The 20,270-nt window shown below is 64.8% G+C and carries 15 protein-coding genes; 4 read left to right on the plus strand and 11 right to left on the minus strand.

Annotation, left to right across the window (positions count from 1 at the left end; genetic code table 11):
- Positions 1-20 precede the first annotated feature (20 nt).
- Entirely contained in the window at positions 21-419 is a 399-nt protein-coding gene (locus tag ACOJSI_RS20120) for a ribose-phosphate pyrophosphokinase (RefSeq protein ID WP_420140103.1), read from the plus strand.
- 4 nt (positions 420-423) lie between these two features.
- Here the strand turns inward: ACOJSI_RS20120 and ACOJSI_RS20125 are convergent, their stop codons facing one another.
- Positions 424-2,541, minus strand: a complete 2,118-nt coding sequence (locus ACOJSI_RS20125) for a TonB-dependent receptor (protein WP_420140104.1) — start codon at positions 2,539-2,541, stop codon at positions 424-426.
- A gap of 332 nt (positions 2,542-2,873) precedes the next feature.
- On the opposite strand from ACOJSI_RS20125, the gene ACOJSI_RS20130 reads away from it, so the two are divergent.
- Positions 2,874-4,163 carry an SGNH/GDSL hydrolase family protein gene (locus ACOJSI_RS20130; protein WP_420140105.1) on the plus strand — a complete coding sequence of 430 codons (1,290 nt, stop codon included), beginning with the start codon at positions 2,874-2,876 and terminating at the stop codon, positions 4,161-4,163.
- Between the two features lies 1 nt (position 4,164).
- On the opposite strand, the gene ACOJSI_RS20135 is transcribed toward ACOJSI_RS20130, so the two are convergent.
- Together ACOJSI_RS20135 and ACOJSI_RS20140 are read right to left on the minus strand one after the other, a co-directional pair.
- Positions 4,165-5,226, minus strand: coding sequence for an alpha/beta hydrolase (locus ACOJSI_RS20135; protein WP_420140106.1), 1,062 nt, complete (start codon positions 5,224-5,226; stop codon positions 4,165-4,167).
- A 108-nt stretch (positions 5,227-5,334) separates the two neighbouring features.
- Positions 5,335-7,482 carry a TonB-dependent receptor gene (locus tag ACOJSI_RS20140; protein WP_420140107.1) on the minus strand — a complete coding sequence of 716 codons (2,148 nt, stop codon included), beginning with the start codon at positions 7,480-7,482 and terminating at the stop codon, positions 5,335-5,337.
- A gap of 301 nt (positions 7,483-7,783) precedes the next feature.
- Between ACOJSI_RS20140 and ACOJSI_RS20145 the strand changes: the two genes are divergently transcribed.
- Both ACOJSI_RS20145 and ACOJSI_RS20150 read left to right on the plus strand, forming a co-directional pair.
- Complete coding sequence (locus ACOJSI_RS20145) at positions 7,784-9,235, plus strand: neutral/alkaline non-lysosomal ceramidase N-terminal domain-containing protein (protein WP_420140108.1); 1,452 nt, start codon at positions 7,784-7,786, stop codon at positions 9,233-9,235.
- Positions 9,236-9,260: 25 nt separating this feature from the next.
- Positions 9,261-10,376: an alpha/beta hydrolase gene (locus ACOJSI_RS20150; RefSeq protein ID WP_420140109.1), complete on the plus strand. Its 1,116-nt coding sequence runs from the start codon at positions 9,261-9,263 to the stop codon at positions 10,374-10,376.
- A gap of 3 nt (positions 10,377-10,379) precedes the next feature.
- Here ACOJSI_RS20150 and ACOJSI_RS20155 read toward each other — a convergent pair whose 3' ends face one another.
- The 8 genes from ACOJSI_RS20155 to ACOJSI_RS20190 all read right to left on the minus strand — a co-directional run bounded on the left by ACOJSI_RS20155 (position 10,380) and on the right by ACOJSI_RS20190 (position 20,085).
- Complete coding sequence (locus ACOJSI_RS20155; RefSeq protein WP_420140110.1) at positions 10,380-11,285, minus strand: ROK family protein; 906 nt, start codon at positions 11,283-11,285, stop codon at positions 10,380-10,382.
- A gap of 1 nt (position 11,286) precedes the next feature.
- Positions 11,287-12,447, minus strand: coding sequence for a glycoside hydrolase family 68 protein (locus tag ACOJSI_RS20160; protein ID WP_420140111.1), 1,161 nt, complete (start codon positions 12,445-12,447; stop codon positions 11,287-11,289).
- 218 nt (positions 12,448-12,665) lie between these two features.
- Positions 12,666-13,673, minus strand: coding sequence for a LacI family DNA-binding transcriptional regulator (locus ACOJSI_RS20165; protein WP_420140112.1), 1,008 nt, complete (start codon positions 13,671-13,673; stop codon positions 12,666-12,668).
- A gap of 94 nt (positions 13,674-13,767) precedes the next feature.
- Entirely contained in the window at positions 13,768-15,015 is a 1,248-nt protein-coding gene (locus ACOJSI_RS20170) for an MFS transporter (RefSeq protein ID WP_420140113.1), read from the minus strand.
- Between the two features lie 71 nt (positions 15,016-15,086).
- Positions 15,087-15,599: a DUF3237 domain-containing protein gene (locus tag ACOJSI_RS20175; RefSeq protein WP_420140114.1), complete on the minus strand. Its 513-nt coding sequence runs from the start codon at positions 15,597-15,599 to the stop codon at positions 15,087-15,089.
- Between the two features lie 20 nt (positions 15,600-15,619).
- Positions 15,620-16,063 carry a MarR family winged helix-turn-helix transcriptional regulator gene (locus tag ACOJSI_RS20180; protein ID WP_420140115.1) on the minus strand — a complete coding sequence of 148 codons (444 nt, stop codon included), beginning with the start codon at positions 16,061-16,063 and terminating at the stop codon, positions 15,620-15,622.
- A gap of 99 nt (positions 16,064-16,162) precedes the next feature.
- The gene (locus ACOJSI_RS20185) at positions 16,163-17,896 is read right to left on the minus strand and encodes a tannase/feruloyl esterase family alpha/beta hydrolase (protein ID WP_420140116.1); all 1,734 of its coding nucleotides are present in this window, start codon (positions 17,894-17,896) and stop codon (positions 16,163-16,165) included.
- Positions 17,896-20,085 carry a TonB-dependent receptor gene (locus tag ACOJSI_RS20190; protein WP_420140117.1) on the minus strand — a complete coding sequence of 730 codons (2,190 nt, stop codon included), beginning with the start codon at positions 20,083-20,085 and terminating at the stop codon, positions 17,896-17,898. Before ACOJSI_RS20190 ends, ACOJSI_RS20185 begins: the two co-directional genes overlap by 1 nt.
- Positions 20,086-20,270: the final 185 nt, after the last annotated feature.

Genomic DNA, 20,270 nt, shown 5'->3' on the forward strand with positions numbered 1-20,270 from the left:
GCACCGCGACAATTGCTGGCATGGAAGGATCGCCGTCACCCTTGGCGCTGTTCGGCCCCGCGGCGATCTCGGATGCGGCGGCGGTACGATCGCTGCTCATCGCCGCCGCGAAAGCGGGCGAGGCGATCAGCTATTCGGGTTTGCTCGCCGATCTCGGCCACCGCTTCACCCGCCCCAAGATGCGGGCGGTCTGCAAGACGCTCGACGTCATCGATCGCGCGGCGCGGGCCGATGGCGAACCCGAACTGGCGGTGTTGGTCGTACGCGAATCCGATGGCCTGCCTGGGCAGGGCTGGTGGGTCGGCGACCAGCCCGCGCGCCATGATTATCATGGTGCGTGGACCGGTCCCGAGGCGGCAGCGCTGGTGCGCCGGCTGCAGGAAGCGGCCTTCGCCTATTGGCGGGACCGGCCCGTTTAAGCCGTCAGTCGAAATGCGTGCGGAAGCCGACCCCGATCGTGCGGGGGCGCGGGCCGGCGAGCAGCGTCGGCCCATTCGCCGCCGTCGGGCCGCGCTCGTCGGACAGGTTGTCGACGAACAGCCGCACTTCCGAACGACCGAACTTCAGCCCGACATTGGCGCCGTAAAGCTGGTACGGCCGGATGATGTTGACGGTGGCATCGGCATTGCGCGCCTTGCCGATTGCCGAGCCATGGACGTTCGCGAACAGCCGCAACGAATCCCCCACGGCCGTTTCGTAATTGGCATCCAGCCGCACGTTGTAAGGCGGGGTGTTCAGCAGCCGCTCGCCGTCGGCGACGCGCGGGTTGGCGCCGGCAAAGGCCGGGATCACATTGGTGAATTTCGACGTGTTGATGTTGCTGACGAGGTTGAGATTCAGCCCCCGGAGCGGCGTGTCCCACGACATTTCCAGATCGAGCCCCTGCGTCTTCGCATCGCCCAGATTGGCGAAGGCGGACAGGCCGATGGAGGTGTTGAACGCGCTTTGGAAGTTGCGATATTTGATGTCGTAGACGCTGGCCGCGACCCGTACCTTCCGGTCGAACAGCGATCCCTTAACGCCGAATTCCAGGTTGCGCAGCTTGTCCGGTGACAGCGACACGCTGCTGGGCACGCCGTCGGCGATCACCGCATCGGCTTGCGCCTGCGACTGCAGGATGCCGCTGCGGAATCCGGTCGACGCGTTGAAGAAAACTGTCCAGCTCTCGGTTGGATAATAAGCCAAATTGGCCCGCCAAGTGACCGCATCCGGCGTCGCGCGGCTGGAAACAAGCGTGCCGTTGGATACGGAATCCGACGTGCGCCGATCCTTGTAATAGCGAATGCCCAGCAGCGGCACGAGCTTGCCGCCGAACAGATCGTAGCTGACCTCGGAGAAGGCCGACGCATTCTTGGTCTTGGTCAAGGTGCTGCCGGTGATGGCCAGCGTCGGGAAGTTGATGTCGAACGTGTAGAGGCCTTTGGCATTCTGGTAGAAGATGCCGCCGACCCAGTGGAACGGCCCGGAACCCGACGTCGCCAGGCGGAATTCGTTGACGAAACCGCGCGCATCGCCGCCATTGTTGAGCGTGCCGATGCCCAACGGTGCACCCAGATTGAGCCCGACCTGGAAGCCGCCCGGCAGGACGCGCTGATAGGCCGTCGCGTTGGTCAGGGTGAGACCGCCGAATTCATAGGTGATGGTGTTGGAGAAATAACGCGCCCGGCGCCGGTCATAGCCGACCACATCGCCCTGATAGGCGGCATAAGGCGGATCGAGTGAATTCATCACGTTCAGGTAATTCTGGTCGGTGCTGAACAGCCACGCCTTGGCCTTGATCGTCAGCTTGTCGTCCGGCTTCCAGAGGATGATCGCCTGGAAATCCTTGGCACGGACCGTGTTGGCGTCCTTCTTGGTCGGCGTTCCCGTCGGCGCGCCGGCATAGATGTCGTTATAGCCGGCGCGATAGTCATAGCCGCCGCTCAGCCGTATACCGAGGTGATCGGTCACCAGCGGAGCGGAAACCGCACCCGCGACGCGCCAGTTGAGCTTGCCCGATTCCCGCGTGTTCGAAAGCTCGCTGTCCGCGTCATAGGTGAAGTGATCCAGCGACGGATTCTTGGTGTGGTAGATGATCGTCCCGCCCATCGATCCCTGGCCATAGAGCGTGCCCTGGGGCCCGCGCAGCACCTCGACCCGGTCGATATCGAAATATTGGACGGGCGGTGCGCTCTGGTTGTTGGGGATGCCGAACGGGGTATCGTCCAGATAATAGCCGACCATGCCGTCGCCGACGGGGCCACCGGCGCCCGATCCGCGGAAGGAAAAGATGCGATATCCGGCGCCGATTTCCTGCGCTTCGGACGCGCCCGGGATGAGCTGGATCAGGTCCGCACCATCGCGCACGCGGCGCTGATTGAGCGTTTCCTGGGAGAAAGCCTGGATCGCGACGGGCACCTTATCGAGCCGTTGGGCACCGCTTTTGAGCGCGGTGACGATGATTTCGCCCTGGTCCATCGCCGATGCAGGGGCATTCTGGGGTGCCGGCGTCGCGGTCGCGGCGGCGTCTTGCGCGAAAGCAGGGCTGGCGGTGACGGCCATCAGCAGGGCCGTTGCCGAGGCGCACCCGCCCAGCAGGAGCCTGCGCCGCCGCGCATGCGATGCGCGCCACGCGTCCTGAACCGCTGCTTTTGGTCGCCCCTTCATCATCCATCTCTCCCTGCTGCAGCATTGTTTTTAGTTGCTACAATCGATTGCATGTTTAACACTCGGAGTGTTCTGAGGCAATATCTGCGCAAGCAGACGGTGATTTTGCAGGAGTTGCGAAGCTTTTCAGCGACCTAGAAGTGCCATTGTCGCCGGAACGCGTCCAACATTGCAATCGATTGTCCACTGCGCCATGCTCGTGGAAAGACAAGCAAGAGGAACGTCGGATGAGGGGTAAAGTGGGGCGCAGGATCGCTACCGGGCTGTTGCTGTGCGCCGCTGTCGGCGCGTTGCAGGCACGGGCCGCCGCCGAAACGTGGGTGAGCGTGTGGGCAACTGCGCAGGATCTGACGCCGCCGCCTGTCCTCAACGTCCCGCCGCCGCCGCCCGAGGTGATGGAGCAGTTCAAGCGCGGCCCGCAACGTGTCGTGCCCATTCCCGACACACTGCAGGACCAGACGGTACGGATGATCCTGCAGCCCACGCTGGCGGCGGACATGGTGCGCATCCAGCTTTCCAATGCCATCGGCAAGCCGCCGCTTACCTTGTCGTCCGTCCATCTGGCGCTGCGCACGCAAGGCAGCGCTATCGATCCGGCGTCGGACCGGGCGCTGACCTTCGGCGGCAAGCCGGTGACCTATATTCCGCCCGGCGCGATCATCGTCAGCGATCCGGTTCGCCTGTCCGTCCGGCCCGATCAGGAGCTGGCCGTATCCCTTTATGTGAAGGGCAATAGCGGCGGCGTGACGGCGCACCCGCTGGGTCTGAACCCGGCTTATATCGCCGCGGGGGATCAAACGGGAGCGCCCAGCCTGCCGGCGGCGCGGGAGGTGCGGAGCTATTTCTGGCTGACAGGCCTGGAAGCGGCGGTGACGCAGCCGACCAGCCTGATCGTCGCCTTTGGCGATTCCATTACCGACGGTTTCGCCACGACCCCCGGCCGCCACAATCCCTGGCCTGAGATCCTGGCACAGCGGCTGCGGGTGCGCGGCGGCAGTCCGCAGTGGAGCGTGGTCAATATGGGCATTTCCGGTAACCGGGTGCTGCGCGACGGCGCCGGCGCCAGCGCGCTCACGCGGTTTGATCGCGACGTGCTGAGCCGGCCGGGCGCGAAGTGGATGATCCTGCTGGAAGGGATCAACGATATCAACATGTCGCAGATGAAGGCGTTGCCCGCCGATCAGAAGGCGGACGCCGACGCGATCATCGCCGGCTTGTCGGCGATGGTCAGCAAGGCGCATCTGCACGGAATCAAGGTGATGGGCGCCACCATCACCGCAACGGAGGGGCTGTGGCTGTATACCCCGCAGTCGGAGGCGACACGTCAGGCGGTCAATACCTGGATCCGCAGCAGCGGCACGTTCGACGCGGTGGTTGATTTCGATGCGGCGACGCGCGATCCGAAACGGCCGGCGCGGCTGCGGCCGGACTATGATTCCGGCGACCATGTCCACCCGAACGACGCCGGCACGCGGGCGATGGCGGAGGCGATCGACCTCGCGACCTTCAAGCAGTGACCTAGACGACCACCGGCTGACCGAAGGCGCGACGCAAGGCGTTATATTTCGCCTTGTTAAAGCGCTGGGCGACGAGCGTATCCGCGCCGGCCCGATCGAAGCCATGGAAGGCGCCCGGCACGACAACCAGCTCGGTCGGCACGTTCGCCTCGGTGAGCCGCCCGGCATAAGCGATGTCTTCGCCGACGAAGAGATCAATGCCGCCTACGCCGATGAAGGTGGGCGGCAGCCCCGCCAGATCGCGGCGGCGGGCGGGCACGGCCGCGGCGGGAACGTTGCTGCCGCCGGGCGTCAGCCCGAGGAAGCTCCCCCAACCGAACCGGTTGGCACCGGCATTCCAGCCGATCGCGCCAATCCAGGGCGGCGGCGTCACGCCGCTGCCGGTGCGATCGTCGAGCATCGGGTAGATCAGGATCTGCGCGGCCAACGGCACCTCCCGCCGATCGCGCGCGGCCAGTGCCAGCAGGGCGGCATGGCCGCCGCCTGCACTTTCGCCCATCGCCACGATCCGCGCGCGATTGACGCCGAGCGCACCGGCATTGTCATAAAGCCATTTCAGGCCGGCATAATTATCCTCGATCGAGCCCGTATAGGTCGTCTCCGGCGCCAGCCGATATTCGACCGAGACGATCACGCAGTCGAGATCGTGCGCGATGCCCTGGAGGTAGGCGAGCTCGCTCTGCGCGCTGCCGAGGATGAATCCGCCGCCATGAGTGTGGAGGATGCCAGGCCGGGACGATCCCGGCCTGGCATTGACGATCCAAAGCGTGACCTCGGGCTGGCCCGCGCGTCCGGGCACGCGCCGCTGTTCGACGGGGACATCCGTCCGCCGCGCGGCGGGTGGCGGCATGTGCGAGCGGATGTCGTTCAACATGGCGCGGGTCCAGGGGCGCGACGGGCCATTGGCCTTCAGCATCGCTTCCGCGATGGGGCGAAGTTCAGGATCGACATTGTCGAGGATCGAGGCTGGCGTGGTGCTTTGCGCCAGCGAAGCGCTGGAGCAAAACGCGGTCAGCAGCGCGCCAGCGCCAAGCCCCATGACGTCGCGACGACCCAATTCCATCCTCTATCCTCTCTCATGATTCTCGTCATCCTCGGCAGGGTATCGCGGCCGCTGCCGGCTGGCACCCTGAAAGGCCGCGCGCCTGCCAACAGGAGCGCGGCCCCGCAGTTACTGCATGTTCACCCGGAAGCGCAGCCCGATCGTGCGCGGCGTGGGGCCAGCGCCCGAGAAGGGGCCGGTCGTGCCGACGATCGTCGGACCGCGCTCGTCCGTCAGATTGTCCATGACCAGCGCCAGCTCATACGGTCCCTTGCGCAGGCCTAGCGTGGAGGTGACGATGCTGTAGGGCCGTGCGCTCACGCCGCTGGTCTGGAGGCGATCGCCGGAGCGGCTCCAGGCGACATTGGCGAAGCCTTCGACATCGCTGCTGATCGCCGTGGTGTAGGCCGCATCCAGCCGCCAATTGTGCGGGATCGTGTTGACGATGCGCGTGCCTGGACGAAGATAGGGCAAGGCCGCCTGGACTGCCGGCTCGACCCGATCGAACTTGCTGTCGTTGATGTTGCCGACCGCATTGAGCGTCAGGCCTTCCAGCGGCGTGCGCCAGTGCAGCTCGAAATCGATGCCCTTGGTGGTGGCGTCGCCGAAGTTGGAGAAGCCGCTGACGCTGGTGTTGATCGTCGGCGTGCTTGTCTGCAGGTCGCGCAGCTTGGTGATATAGCCGTTCAAGCCGACCGTGAGGTTGCGGTCCGGCGTGCGCCATTTCAGCCCTATTTCATAATTGGTCGACCGTTCCGGCTTGAGCTGGGTGCTCGCCGGAATGCCGGATTGGTTGAGCAGATCGGCCTGGACCGCCGACTGGACGATGCCCGCGCGGAAACCCGTCGCGGCGGTGATGAAAACAGTCAGTTCGTCCGTCGGCAGATAGGACAGGTTGGCCCGCCAGGTCGTGACATTGGTGGTGTTGGTGTTGCGCGTGGTGGCGTCGGCAAAGGTGCGCTTGTCGTGGAAGTATCTAAGGCCGACGAGCGGCACGAGCTTGCCGTCGAGCAGATCGTAGCTGACCTCGCCAAAGGTCGCCCAATTCTTGGTGAGGGTGTTGTTATCGGCGTTGATGTTCAAGGTGGGATTGAGTAGCTGGTTGGCCTGCGGGCCCTTGCCGTCCTGATAGGCGGCCCCGACAAGCCAGTGAAGCGGCCCGCTGCTGGTGGAATTAACCCGCAGCTCTTCGCTGAACATCTTCGGATAGAATTGGCTGGAGAAGAACCCTGACGGGGAGAGCGGGATGTTGATCCCGAAATTGCCCTTCAGCTGGCTGGTCGCGCTGGTGACCGAGAAATTCTTGAAATCGACATTGGCGGTAAAGCTGTACAGCTTGAAATCGCCATTGCCGAAGCTCGGCTGATCCGCCGTATTTTCATAATAAGGCGGATCGACCGAAGCCATGCCGCCCAGGAACTGCTGGCGTGGGCGGAAATGCCAATATTGGGCGCGCAGCTTCACATTGTCGGCGGGCTTGAACAGCACGACCGCGCGGATGTCGTCGTTGCGCACCACGTTTACGTTCTTGCGATCGGGCGTGCCGTCATAGGCGCCGAAATATTCGTCGGCCCAGCCGGGATTGTAGGAATGGCCGCCGCTGACGCGCACCGCCAGCATATCCTTGATGATCGGGATCGAGACCGCGCCGGAGATGCCGTAGTTGAGGCCGCCGGCGCCCTTGGTTTGCGAGCCTTCCAGTTCGCCAATGAACTGGACCTTGTCGAGATTGGGATCGCGCGTGTGGAAGATGAACACGCCGCCCGATGAGCCTTGGCCATAGAGCGTGCCCTGCGGCCCGCGCAGCACCTCGACCCGTTCGATGTCGAGGAAGCGCACCGGCGGGGCGATGCCGAAGTTCGTCACGACGAAGGGAACGTCGTCGAGATAATAGCCTATCGGAGAATCGCCATTGGCGTTGCTGCCACCCGCGCCGCGCAGATTATAAGAGCGGGAGGCGACCGACTGGCGCTGGCCTTCGAGTGCGCCCGGCACGAGCGACACGAGATCGTCGACCGATTTGACGTTGCGCTCTTTCAGATCCTCGCCGCTGAAGGCCTGGATAGCGAGCGGCGTACGCTGGAGCGACTGTACGCCGTTCTTCTGGGCCGTCACCACCACCTCACCCGCGTCATGCACGGCGGCCGATCCGGTTTCTGCCGGAGCATCCTGCGCGGTGGCGGAGGCCTGGCCGGATGTTGTCGACTGGGCCTGCGCTGCGCCCGCGACGACAGCGGCGACCAACGCGAGCGTGGCCGCATTGTTATGAAACCTCACCGAACCTCTCCTGATTTGTTTTATCAATCGATTGCGTAACTCCATAATCGCGTTTTTCCAAGGGGAGGATATCAAAATCTTGCTCTTCAGATGGTCCGAACACCCCTGATCTTGACAATCGATTGTCAAAAATTGGCGAAAATCGGCGGTTTTGACACCGAATAGGCCGCGCTTGCGCATGAACGGTTGCGCATAATCCTTTTATATCGCCTGGGCGAAAAGCACGCAGGATTGTTGCGCAGCCCGGCATGTCCCGCTATCCCGGTGACAATCGATTGCAAAAATGATGAGGGGATGGACGATGATAAGGCACGATTCGGCGATCGGCCGGGATCATGGCGAGCGGCGTCGCGCGCGCGCTTTTTTTGCGATCGCATTGTGCGCCAGCGGCCTGACGATGAGCCCGGCGAACGCAGCTAAACCAGGCGAAACTGCGAGCGCCGCCACTGCCCGTCCGTCTCCGCTCAAGGTCGGTGCGGCCAAGGTGGATGTCACGCCCGCGGAAGGGCAGTTGCCCAAGAATTTCCGGGGCGTGCTCGACCATATCTATGCGCGCGCGATCGTGGTGGAAAACGGCACCAGCCGGGCCGCGATGGTGACGGTAGATGCCGGCGCGATCCCCGGGCCGATCTGGCAGCAGGTGAGCGCACGGGTAGCGCGCGAGCTGGGGATCCCGACTGACCGGCTCCTGCTGACCGCCACGCATACCCATAGCGTGCCGTTCGTGCGGGATGCGTCCTATCCCGATCAGATTTTCGAAGCGGTGCGCAAGGCGGCCGCCGCGGTGCAGCCAGCGCAGATGGCGTACGGAACCGGCGTTTCCTACATCAACGTCAACCGCAACATCATCGACCCCAAGACCCATCGCTGGTGGGAGGGGCCGAATTATGATGGTCCGTCGGACAAGACGGTGGCGGTGCTGCGCTTCGTGACGCCGAAAGGCGATCCGATCGCGGTCTATTATAATTATGGCGTCCATGCCGTGATCACGGGTGCGCTGGATCTGGTAAGCGGCGACATTCCGGGGGCCACGTCCCGCTATATCGAGGATGCGCTGGGCGACGACGTCGTCGCGGTTTATTCCAACGGCGCGGCGGGGGACCAGAACCCGATCTTCTTCCAGCAGACCTATGATCTGCGCGCGATCCGCATCAAGGATTATGCCGCGCGCGGTCAGGACATCAGCAATGCCATGCCGCCTGGCGGCGAAGGGCTGGATCGCAATAATCCGCAGGTCATCAAGCTGATGAACCAGCAAAAGCAGATGATCCTATCGATGGGACAGATGCTGGGCGAAGAGGTGCTGCACGTGTCGCGCGACAGCCTGGAGCGGCCGGTTGCCGCGGCCAGCATCACGGGCGGGCAGGAGGTTGTGACGTGCCCCGGGCGCAAGCGGCTGGATCAGGGTCGTGCCGGCTATCCCGGCACCTATGCCGATGCCGATCCGATCGGGCTGCGCCTGAGCCTCCTCAAAATCGGGGATACCGTCATCGGTGGAGTCGACGCCGAATTGTTCACGATGATCGCGCAGCGCTTCAAACGAGAATCGCCCTACAAGCATACGATGATGACGACGCTGACCAACGGCGTTGCGGGATCGGGCTATATTCCAAACGACGCCGCTTATGGCTTCAACACCTTCGAAGTCGTGTCGTCGCGGCTGAAGCCGGGATGCGCCGAAAGCGCGATCGTGAACGGCCTGCTGCACCTGATCCGGCAATCCGACGCGACCGAAGCCGGCAAGGGCCGTTGAGCCGCAGGACCGAAAGGCAGATTCGATGAAACGCGTCGGCAAATCCCATCGCACGATCGTCATGGCAGCCCTCGCCGGCGCGTTTGCAGCGGCAGCCGCGGTAGGGCAGCCCGCGCCGCAGGGGGCGGCCCAGCCGTCCTTCCGGGCGGACGGCACGGTCATCATCGATGGTCTGGATCTGCCCCTGTCGAACCTGCTGAGCCCGGAAGGGGCTGCCTATCTGCGCCACCTGATAGTCGACAAGCCCTTCGGTGCGGGGCCGCCTCTGCCCGACATCAAGGCGGAGCGGGCGCGGCAGGACAAGATCATGCACGTCTTCCTGGATCCGATGGTGAAGCGCTACGCCGTCAAGATCAGCGAGCAGCGGATCGGGGGCGTCGTGACGGATGTGGTGGAGCCGGCTGACGGCATCGCACCCGCCAATCGCAATCGCGTGCTGATCAATCTGCATGGCGGCGGTTTCGTGACGGGCGCGCGGACCGCATCGCTGGTGGAATCGGTGCCGCTGGCCGCGGTGATGAAGATCAAGGTGATCTCCGTCGATTATCGCATGGGGCCGGAATATCAGTTCCCAGCGGCGAGCGAGGATGTCGCGGCGGTCTATCGCGAAATATTGAAGACGAACGATCCCAAGCGGATCGGCCTGTATGGCTGTTCCGCCGGCGGCATGCTGACGGCCCAGTCGATCGCCTGGTTCCAGACCCACAACCTGCCCCGACCGGCGGCGGCGGGGATATTCTGCGCGTCACTCGGCCAATTGGCGGCGGGCGATTCCGCGATGCTGGGCATGGCCGTGTTGGGAATGCCCCGGCCGGCGCCCCGTCCGGCCGCGGCACAGCCTGTCCCGGCGCCGCCGACCTATATGGGGGCGGTCGCCAACGACAATCCGCTGGCGTATCCGCTCACCGCACCGGCCGTTCTGGCGAAATTCCCGCCGACCCTGTTCATTTCAGGCACACGGTCGTTCGAGTTCAGCGCCGCCCTCAACTCCCACAATCAGCTTGCCAAGGCCGGGGTGGAATCCCAGTTTCATGGATGGGACGGCATGTTCCACGGCTTCTTCTATAATTCCGAGTTGCCGGAATCACGTGAGGCCTATGATTTCATGGCAAAGTTCTTCGATAGGCATCTGGCACGCTAGGCATCAGCGCGCCGCGCCCTCCAAGGCGTCGGCCGCCAGCGCGATGGCGCCCAGCGGTCCCGCCTCGGTGCCGAGGCCGGCGACCTGGACGATGTCCGTTGCGGTCGCGGCGGTCAGATAGGGAAGGTAGGATCCCAGCGCCTCCACCAGCCGCGCACGTACCCGGGGCAACAGGAACGTCCGATGTAGCGCGATGCTGCCACCGAACAGGATGCGTTTGGCGGCGGTGGTGAGCAGGATCGCCCCGCACAAAGCGGCAATGTCGGATGCGACATCGTCCCAGCCCGGATGCGAGTCCGGCACGGAGGCCGCATCCCCGCCGAAGCGCGCGGCCAGCGCCGGTCCCGACACCAGCCCCTCGACGCAATCGCCATGGAAAGGGCATATGCCGGCGAACGTGTCGCCCGGCGCGCGACGCAGCCGAAGGTGGCCGAGTTCGGGATGCATCGCGCCATGGACCGGGCGGCCGCCGACCAGCAGCCCGCCACCGACGCCGGTGCCAAGCGTGATATAGCAGAGCGGATCGCAGCCGATGCCGGCGCCGCCCTGAAATTCCGCCAGTGCCGCACCGTTTACATCGGTGTCGATCCGCCACGGGCAATCGAGGCCGCCGGTGAGCAGATCGGCCACTGGTGCGCCGCTCCAGCCGGGCTTGGGCGTCGCCAGGATGGTACCGTAATGCGGTTGGGTGTGATCGAGCTGCACCGGCCCGAAGGAGGCGATCCCGATCGCCTGTAGCGGCTCAGCTGCGTGCCACCGGCCAAGCTGTTGGCGGAGCGCACCGAGCGTGCCGATGACTTCGCCGGTCGGGATGGTGAGCGTGTCGACAATCTCCTGCCCCAAAGCGAGGACAGCGATGCCCTTGGTGCCGCCCAGTTCGATGCCGGCGAGCCGGGCCTGCGCGCTCATGCTAGCGTTCCAGTGTGGCGCGTGATCCGTCCAGCCGCAGGCGGACCATCGGCGCGAAGGTGGCACCGAAGCGCCGGCCTGCGGGACGTGTGCCCTCGGCGCCCCAATCGTCGACGAAGCTCGTTACTTCCAGATCGGCCATGACGAACCAGGCATAGGCTTGGCGCGGTGCGCGCGCCGGGTTGGAGAAGACCAGTCCAGTTCCGTTCAACGCGTCCCACGGGCCCTCCAGTCGTTCTGCGGTCATGCCGTACAGACCCGTGGGTCCGGCCGGTCCTGCCGGATCGAATACATGGCTTTGGGTAACCCAGAACAGATAATAGCGCCCCCGGTGGAAGACGACATGCGGCCGTTCGAGTTCGTTGTTGAGCGCTTCAGCGGTGATCAGCGGGGGAAGGATGCGCCATTCGTCGCGATCGGGATCGTCGCTGACGGCAAGACCGATGGCGCCGTTGAAGGCGGACGGAGATCCGGCGAGTGAGGCGGCGAAGAACAGATAATGGCGTCCATTGGCCGGATCCCGAAAATAGGCCGGGTCGCGAAACGCCTTGATGGTGCCGACCGCGCCGCTGCCGCTGTTGCTATCCATATAATGATCGGGATCGCGCAGGACCGCTTCATGCAGATCGCGCCAGTCGACCAGCGCCCAGCCGCCCGTGGTCGGAACGAGCGTAGCACGGGCGCTGAACAGTCGCTGTTCAAAGGAGAGGCTGGCTTCGCCACGCCGCCCGGCGGCGGTGAAATAGAGGGTGACGCGATCGCCGTCACTGAGCACGGCCGAGCCCGACCATTCGCGGCTGCCCGGCGAGAAGCCGTCCGGCATCGCCGGGCCGAGATCGCGCCAACCGGTAGGGGAGCGATGGATCAGATGAATGCGCGCGTGGCCGTGGCGCTGATCGGGATCATCGAACCGCGGTGCCGCGAGCGCCATCCACAATGTCTCGCCCTCCGCGACCGGCACCGGCAATCCGCCGCGATCCTGGATGGGCCACGCATCCCAGATGTCGAGATCGTCGGCGATGCGCTGGAAATCCTGCGCGTCCAGCAGTGGCGCGGCTTCGACCCCCTCCGCCGGGATGGCGCGGACATGCGCCGCCGTCCATCGCGAGGGCGAGGTGGCATGGGCGTCTGCCCCGGCGTCTGAAAGAATATCCCTGGTCAAACTGCCACCCGCATCTGGTTGATCGTTTTCAATGGAGCCGAGCCCCCGCAGCCGAAGGGCAGGCGTTCCACAATCGCGGTCCCCATCCCTCGCGATCCTGTCCTATGGAACTGATCGCCGGATTACAATCGATTGTAGAAAGGTTTTTAGGCGCTTTTCCGCCATAATGGCGAAGAGCGGTGGCAGTGTGACGCATGCGCGGGCTCGGCGGGCGCGGCTCAGCTGGATTCGCGGACGATCAGTTCCGGGTTGAGCACGACCGAACCCGTCTGCTTGCCGTCGATCCGCTTGAGCAGGCAATCGACCAGATGCGCGGCACCGGTGGTGATATCCTGCCGGATCGTGGTCAGCGCCGGCATCGAGCTGCGCGCGATCGGCAGATCGTCAAAGCCGATCAGCTTGATGTCGCGCGGCACTTGAACGCCGCGACCCGCCAGCGCCTGCAGCGCGGCCAGTGCGATGACATCGGAGGCGGCGAAGATGCCGTCCGGCAGTTGATCGGTCTCGGCCAGGAATTGTGCGATCTCGGCTGAACTCAGATCGGTCGCCAAATGGGTTGGAATCTCGATCAGTTCGGCGGCGCCCTGTTGCTCGGCGATGGCGGCACGCGCGCCCTCCAGCCGGTGGCGGATCTCGATCGCGTTGATGTTGCCGAAGAAAGCGATGCGGCGGCATCCGCGCGACAGAAGATGGAGGATGGCGAGGCGGCCGCCGAGGAAATTGTCCGTGCCGACGGAGCAATGGGCCTGACCCTGCGAGAAGGCGCCCCAGGCGACCATGGGCAGATAATGCTGGGCGGCCTTGTCCAGCGTGGCGGACTGATCCGACTGGCCGATGATGATGAAGCCATCGACCCGATCGGAATCGATCATCGCCTCCAGCCAATCGTCGCGATTGGGAATGACGCGCGAAAGGACGAGATCGAAATCCCGCTCGGTCAGTTCGTCGGCAAGGCAGCCGATCATCGCCATGAAGAAGGGGTCGGAAATATGCTGGGCGCGTTCATGGCCGAGCGGGATGACCACGCCGATGGCACCGCGCCGTTTGATCCGCAGGTTGCGGGCGAAAGCGCTGGGGCGGAAGGCGTGTTCCTGGGCCAGCTGGCGGATCCGTTCCGCCGTCTTGGCGCTGACCATGCCCTTGCCCGCGAGCGAGCGCGACACGGTTGCGGCCGATACACCCGCCAGTTCGGCAAGGTCGTAGATGGTTCTAACCTTCTTCGCCAACGGCGCGTCCTTCAGCCGGATGCCGGATGATCGGCGGGCATGCCGTTAATGGGCAAGCCGCGCCGGGGGATCAAGGCATAGCCGCGCCATCCGGTCAGGATTGCGGGTTCGCGGCATAATCATCCTGGTTGCGGCGCGCGAGACGGGCCGCAAAGGGCAAGCGCGCCATGTTCCAGAGGCTCAAGGCTGCCAACAGGGTGGCGAGAAGCGCGCCGGCGACGATGCTATAGGCGATGTCGCCGAGCCAATCCCCGGCCAGGCCCATCAGCAAAGGCGTCGCGACCGCACTGATGCAGGTAACGAACAACAGCAGGCCCGCGACCGAACCGTGGCGGCTCTTTTTGAAGCAGCTGATCCCCGTGGAATTGAGCGTGGGGTAGAGGACCGACATGAACAGCCCGGTAGCGGGTAGCGCAAAGACGGCGACGCCGCGTCCACCGACGACCGCGATCCAGAACAGTAGCGCCATCGCGCTGCTGCACAAGGCGAGCACGATCGGCCAATCCCATTGCGATAACAGCCATACGCCCAGGAAGCGGCCGACCGCGCGCAGCACGAAGAAGATCGAGACGGCATAAGCCGCGACCTGCAGCCAGGGGCCGTGATAGGCGCCGAGATAGGTCGGCACCCAGACGTAGATCGCGGCCTCCGCGCCCACATACAGCATCAGCGCCGCGCCGAAGAAGATCGCGGCCGGGTCGCCCGCCAGACGCAGCGCCTCGACCGGGTTGGCGGGCTCCGTACGCGATGCGGCGGGTGTCGGGAATTTGAAGATGGCGGAGCCGGTGACGAGCAGCGCGCACAGCATCGCCGCGACCAGGTAGACCCATTTCCAGCTGGCGCCATGATGGACCGCATAGGTGACGATCGCCGGGCCGATGATCGCGCCGACGCCGAAAAAGCCCTCGACCAGGTTCATCGTGCGGGCATGTTCGTGGGTGGAACGCGACAGATCGCCGATCAGGGCGAGCGCGCCCGCCTTGAAGATGCCGATGCCGAGGCCCGCGCAGAACAGCAAGGCCACGAAGAAGAGCAGATCATGGCCGGCCGCGAACAGGGCCGAACTGCCGCCGAACAGGCACAGGCCGATCAGGATCGTGGCCTTGCGCCCGATGCGATCGGCGAGGAAGCCGAGTGCGATGGCGGCGATGCCGATCCCGGACATGGAGGCATATTGGAAGGAGCCGCCGGCGGTGAGGCCGAGATCGAATTCGCGGATCACCTCCGGAATGACGGTGCCGACGGAATCGGTCGTCATCGCGAACATCGCGAACATCAGGAAGACGAGGCCCTTCAGCGCCAGCGAGCTGCCGCCGCCGGTGCGTGCCACCCGATCCTCCATTCCCCTCTCCTTCTTTATCGGGGACTGGGTAGCGCAACGGCAATCGATTGCAAATGATTTGCGGGGTAGCCCTACCGGGCTTTGTAGATGCGGATCTTCACCGCCGGCTTGCCGTCCACCTTCGCCACATCGAGCGTGCCGAGATAGGCGCCGTCATTAAGCCAGCCATAGCGGCCGACCGGCGCCTCGAATGAAGGCGCGGTGATCAGGCGGGTGGCAGGCTGGCCGGGCTGCTGGCAGGCGGTGCCGCGGTTCAGGATGTTGATGATCACATTGTCATCCGTGCGCAGCATGTAATTGGCCTCCAGCCGGAAACAGCCTTCGGCGCCGAGTTGCCAATCCCAGCCGCCGGGAATGATCGTGCCCTTGATGCCGGGGCCTTCGAAGGTGCCGCCGATGATCGGCACGATGTTGCGATTGCCGAACGGCGTCTTGCCAACCTTCATGTCCGGGGCGAGCAGCACCACTTCCTCGAAGATGAATTGCGTGGTCGGTGGCGTGTCGGCGGTTGCGGCGGGCGCGGCCGCGGCCAGCAGCAGGCCGAGCGCGGCCGCGGCGCCGCGCATCATCAACGGGTGCATCATCCTCTTCCCCTTGTTGTCGATCATTGTTCCGGTGCGTCGTGGATCCGGCGCAGCAAGGCGGTCAGCTGGCGCAGCTCGGCGGCGGAGAAACGGCTGGTCAGCCATTGCTCATGTTGCGCGATCGCGACGCGGGCGGCGTCCAGCATCTCCTCGCCCGTGGCGGTGAGGCTCAGCGCTACGCGGCGCCCGTCGCTGCGGCTGGCCGCACGGGCGAGCAGCTGCTTGCGTTCCAGCGCGTGCACGATCGCCATGGTGGTGGCGCGATCCATCTGCATCCGCCGAGCGAGATCCGTCTGCGCGATGCCGGGATGATCGTGGACGAGCCACAAGACCGAGACTTGTTTCTGCGACAGATCCAGTCCGGCGAAATGCTCCGCGAAATGACGCAGCACCGCACCGTGGGCGAGCCTGATGTGCAGCCCCAATATTTCGTCCAATCGGGTCGGTTGACCGGCCAACTTCATCCCTCATCTCATCGTCGTCCACTGCGTGATAGCCGGGGGACATCATGCCGCAAACTGTATCGATTGAGACCGAGACGATGGCCGGTCGCGCGTGTTGCATCAGGAACAGGTGAAGTTGGCGGCCTGTTCGATGCTGCCCGAGCCGTTATAGCGCGCCGTCTTGGGGAAAGCGCAGAGCGGGCGGGTGCGGCCGGGCCAGGGCGAGCCGGGGCCGGCCTTTGCTTCGATCCGATCGGGCGCCTGCGCTTGCTCGACCCAATTCACCAGCGCGGCGAAGGCATCGAAGCCGTCGGTGGCGGGGCCGCCCTGGCAATGGCCCATGCCCGGCACCGGAAACAAGCGGGCGAAGCGCGCCGCCTGCCGGCCGGTGCGCGCGTCGAGCGAGGCATACCAGTCGATCGTGTCGGCGAGCGAGAAGACCGGATCGGACACGCCCTGCGTCACGATCAACTTGCCCCCGCGCTTGGAGAAAGCGGACAGATCCGCGTCGCGGGCGCCGCCGATATCCTGCCAGGCGGAGCGCGGGAAACCCTTGCCCTTGGCGTAGATGCGCTGAGGATCCGTGTTGAAATCGAACGCCATGGCGTAATCGAGCTTGGCCTGGAACGCGTCGGGCAGGCCGGTCGGCGGGGTGGTGAAGATCGCCGCCAGCGACGGCGCGCCCATCATCACGTTGATCGAGGGCACCGGGCCCATGCCGATCTTCCAGATGCGCCAGCCCGGGTCGGCCCAGCCGGCATCCCAGAAGAAGCGCGCATAAAGCGGCTTTTCCTTGATCGTGCGCGCGCCGTTATGGACATTGCTTAGCGCGTAAATCTGTTTGAGCGACAGGCACCCTTCCTGCTTGCCGCCGGCGCACGCCCGCTGCTTGAGCTGGGGCATGACTTTCTCGGACGTGCATTGGGTGAAGGCGCCGACCATTCCGTCGGCAACGCCATCATCCTTGTCGCACGCCGCGAGGATCGCCTGGCCGACGAGCGCGAAATCGCCCGGGCTGAAGCTTTGCGACAGCATCTGCTGGGTGAGCGGCTGATGCTCTTCGCGCACGACGTTGCCGATCGTCTGCGTATCCCACATTTCGGCAATTGCGGCGCGCGGCAGGGCGAAACCGGGTGCGCCGGCGACGATCCCGTCGAACAGATCGGGATAGTGCGTCGCGGCCATCATGCCTTCCTGACCGCCCTTGGAGCAGCCCACGAAATAGCTTTTTTCGGGCGTGCGGCCGTAGAAGCGACGGACCGCGGCCTTGGCGGCGTTCACCGTGGGCGGCAGCGAGGCGCCGCCATAATCGGCGCGCGCCTGGGGATCGAAGCCGAAGGCGGAGGCTCCGCCGCGTTCGGGCACGGTGTTGGTGGCATTGTCATGGCCCGAATCCTGCGACAGCACCGCATAGCCCGCGACCAGCGCGGGCGGAGCCGCCCCCATCCGGCCGATTGCATCGCCCAGCTCGCCATTGGTGCCGCCGCCACCCTGCATGAAAAATTTGCCATTCCACGGCACCGGCAGGCGCAGGTGGAAGCGAATGGCATAATGCTGGCCGTCGACGCCGGTGCGTTCGTGCATCGATCCCACGATCTCGCAATGGGCGGGCAGGGTGATCGGGGGCATGGGCGGCATGCCGGGCATCATCGGCGGGGTGGGCGCAGGGCCGGCCTCATGCCAGGCGGCGGTGACGACCCTGGTTCCGGGTTCGGGCCAAGCCATGGTCTTGCCGAGCGCGGTACAATCGGCGGATCCGGCGGGTGCGGCAGCGGCGGCCGTGGCGGGCCAGGCCGCGAGGATCGCGGCGGTGGTGCCGATCAGGCCGGCGCGTATCGTCTTGCTGTGCATCATCAGAACCTCACCCCCGCCCGCAGGCCATATTCGCGCGGCGCACCCAGGAAGCGATTATTGCCCGTAATGCCGCTCACGTACGTCTTGTTGGTCAGGTTGGTGCCGTAGCCTTCCAGCGTCCACTTGCCGACCCGCAGCGTGATCAGCGCCGACAATAAGCCGCGGCCGCGCAGCCGGCTGAAGGCGGGCTCGTAGAAGTAGTTGCTGAACTGTGGTCCGACATAGGCATAGTTCAGGCGCGGCGTGAGTGTCTTGCCGCCGCCCAGCTGCACCGCGTAGTCGACCCCGAAATTATAGCTCCAGCGCGGCGAGAACAGGTTGGGCCCGCCGCCCGCGTCGCGGACGAACGGGGTGTAATCGGTACAGCCGGTGGTGGGGATGGCGCCGCATTGCGGCCCCAGGGTGGTGCCGGGGGGAATGAGGCGGCTGTTGACGGCGGTCAGGCTGCCGAGCTTGGAATGAACATAGGCAAAGCCCGCATCCAGGCCGAGGCCGCGGACCTTGGCCTGCAGCTGGCCTTCGACGCCATAGATGGTGGAGCTGGCGACGTTGGTCACGCCATTTTGGCCGGAACTGGTGTCGACAAAGTCGAACTGGAAGCGCTGATAATCCATGTAGAACAGGCCGAGCTGGGTGCGCAGATGGCCGCCCAGCATGGTGGATTTCCAGCCGGTTTCGTAATCCCACACCGTCTCCGGCTGGAATTGCGAGGTGGCCGAGTTGGCGCCGCCCGGCTTGTAGCCGCGCGCGGCGAAGGCGTAGATCAGGTTGTTCGAATCGACCTGGAAGTTGATGTTGGCCTTGCCTGTGAGGCGGCCGTCCTTGTGGCTGTTGCCGAGATCCGCGACCTGCAGGCCGGTCGGGCCGAAGGCGGTGCCGTAGCCGATCGCGACCCCGCCTTCCTGCGTCACCGAATAATGCGAGTAACGCGCGCCGAGTTGCAACTCGACCCGATCGGTGATCTTGTAGCCCGCCTGCGCGAACAGGCCGGTCGTGGTCTTGTTGTTGAAGATGACGACGTGCGTGGGATCGACCGGCGAACCGTTGGTGTTGAGAATATCGACGTCGATCTTGTTGTGCTGATAATAGCCGCCGATGATCCAGTTGAACCGGCCGGTGGTGGGCGAGATCAGGTTGATCTCCTGCACGATTTCCCGCTCCCGCACGAACTGGTCTTGCGTGCTGGCAGGCAGTGTCGGCGTGTTGAGCGACGTACCATCGGAATCGTAGAGGTTGTTCACCCGCTTGTTGGCATAGCCGGTCAGCGAACGCAGCGTGATGCCGCCGTCAAATTCGTAGCGTAATTCCGTGTCCGCCAGGAAGCCGCGTTCGTGATTGCGGGTGGGCGCATCGTAATCCAGCGTCCGATCTTCGCCGGTTGCGCCGGCCGAATAGGGCGTGCCCGGTATCGGGCTATAGGCATAGCCGCCGCTCTGCTTGTCGATCCATTCCAGATGGCTGAGCACGCGCAGGCTGCCGGGCGTCCACAGCAGACTGAAGCGGCCGGCTTTCTCGTTCAGCCGATCCGGGTGATTGTTGAAGACGCCGATGTCGTCGAAATAGCTGTTGCGCTTGTCGTAATTGCCTGCGCCGCGAATGGCGAGGTTGCCGGTTACCGGGATATTGATCGCGCCCTGCAGCGTGCGGTGGTCGTAGTTGCCGTAGCTGCCCTGCACGAAGCCGCCGATCCCGCTGGTATCAGGCGCCTGGGAGTTGATGAAGATCGCGCCGCCGGTGGAGTTGGACCCGACCAAAGTCCCCTGGGGACCGCGGAGCACCTCCACGCTGGCGATATCGTAAAAGCTGGAGGTCGTGAGCAAAGGCGGCTGGAAGACCCCGTTGATATAGACCGCCACGCCGTTGGCCACCGCCGGCGAGCCGCTGGCAATACCGATGCCGCGGATGTTCACCGATTGGGTGAGGCCGGCGTCGGTCACGGACAAGGACGGGGCGGCGAATTGCAGATCGTCGATGCGGGCCACCGATTTGGCGGTCAGCTGATCGCCCGACAATGCGGTCGCGGCGATCGGCACATTCTGCAGATTCTCCACGCGTCGCTGGGCAGTAACGACGATCTCGCCGAGCGTCGCCTCGTCCGGCGGCGGCGCGCTGGCGGCCGCCTGGGCGAAGACTGCGGCGGGCGTGGCAGCCAGGACGAAACCGGTTACAAGAAAAGCAGCGATGCGCATCGATCTTCCTCTCCCAGTGAACGGGCGCGGAAGCGATGCTGCGGCCGACGGCCACCCCTCGATCCTCGTCCGCAATCGTTTTCTTTTTGTACGGCAGCCGTACAATCGTGCGCACTGCTCGGCAATTTAATTGTACGTGTTCCATATTTATTTCCGCCGCCGATGACTCTGTGCAACACTGGCGT

Source organism: Sphingomonas sp., from assembly GCF_048595155.1.
GTDB lineage: Bacteria > Pseudomonadota > Alphaproteobacteria > Sphingomonadales > Sphingomonadaceae > Sphingomonas_I.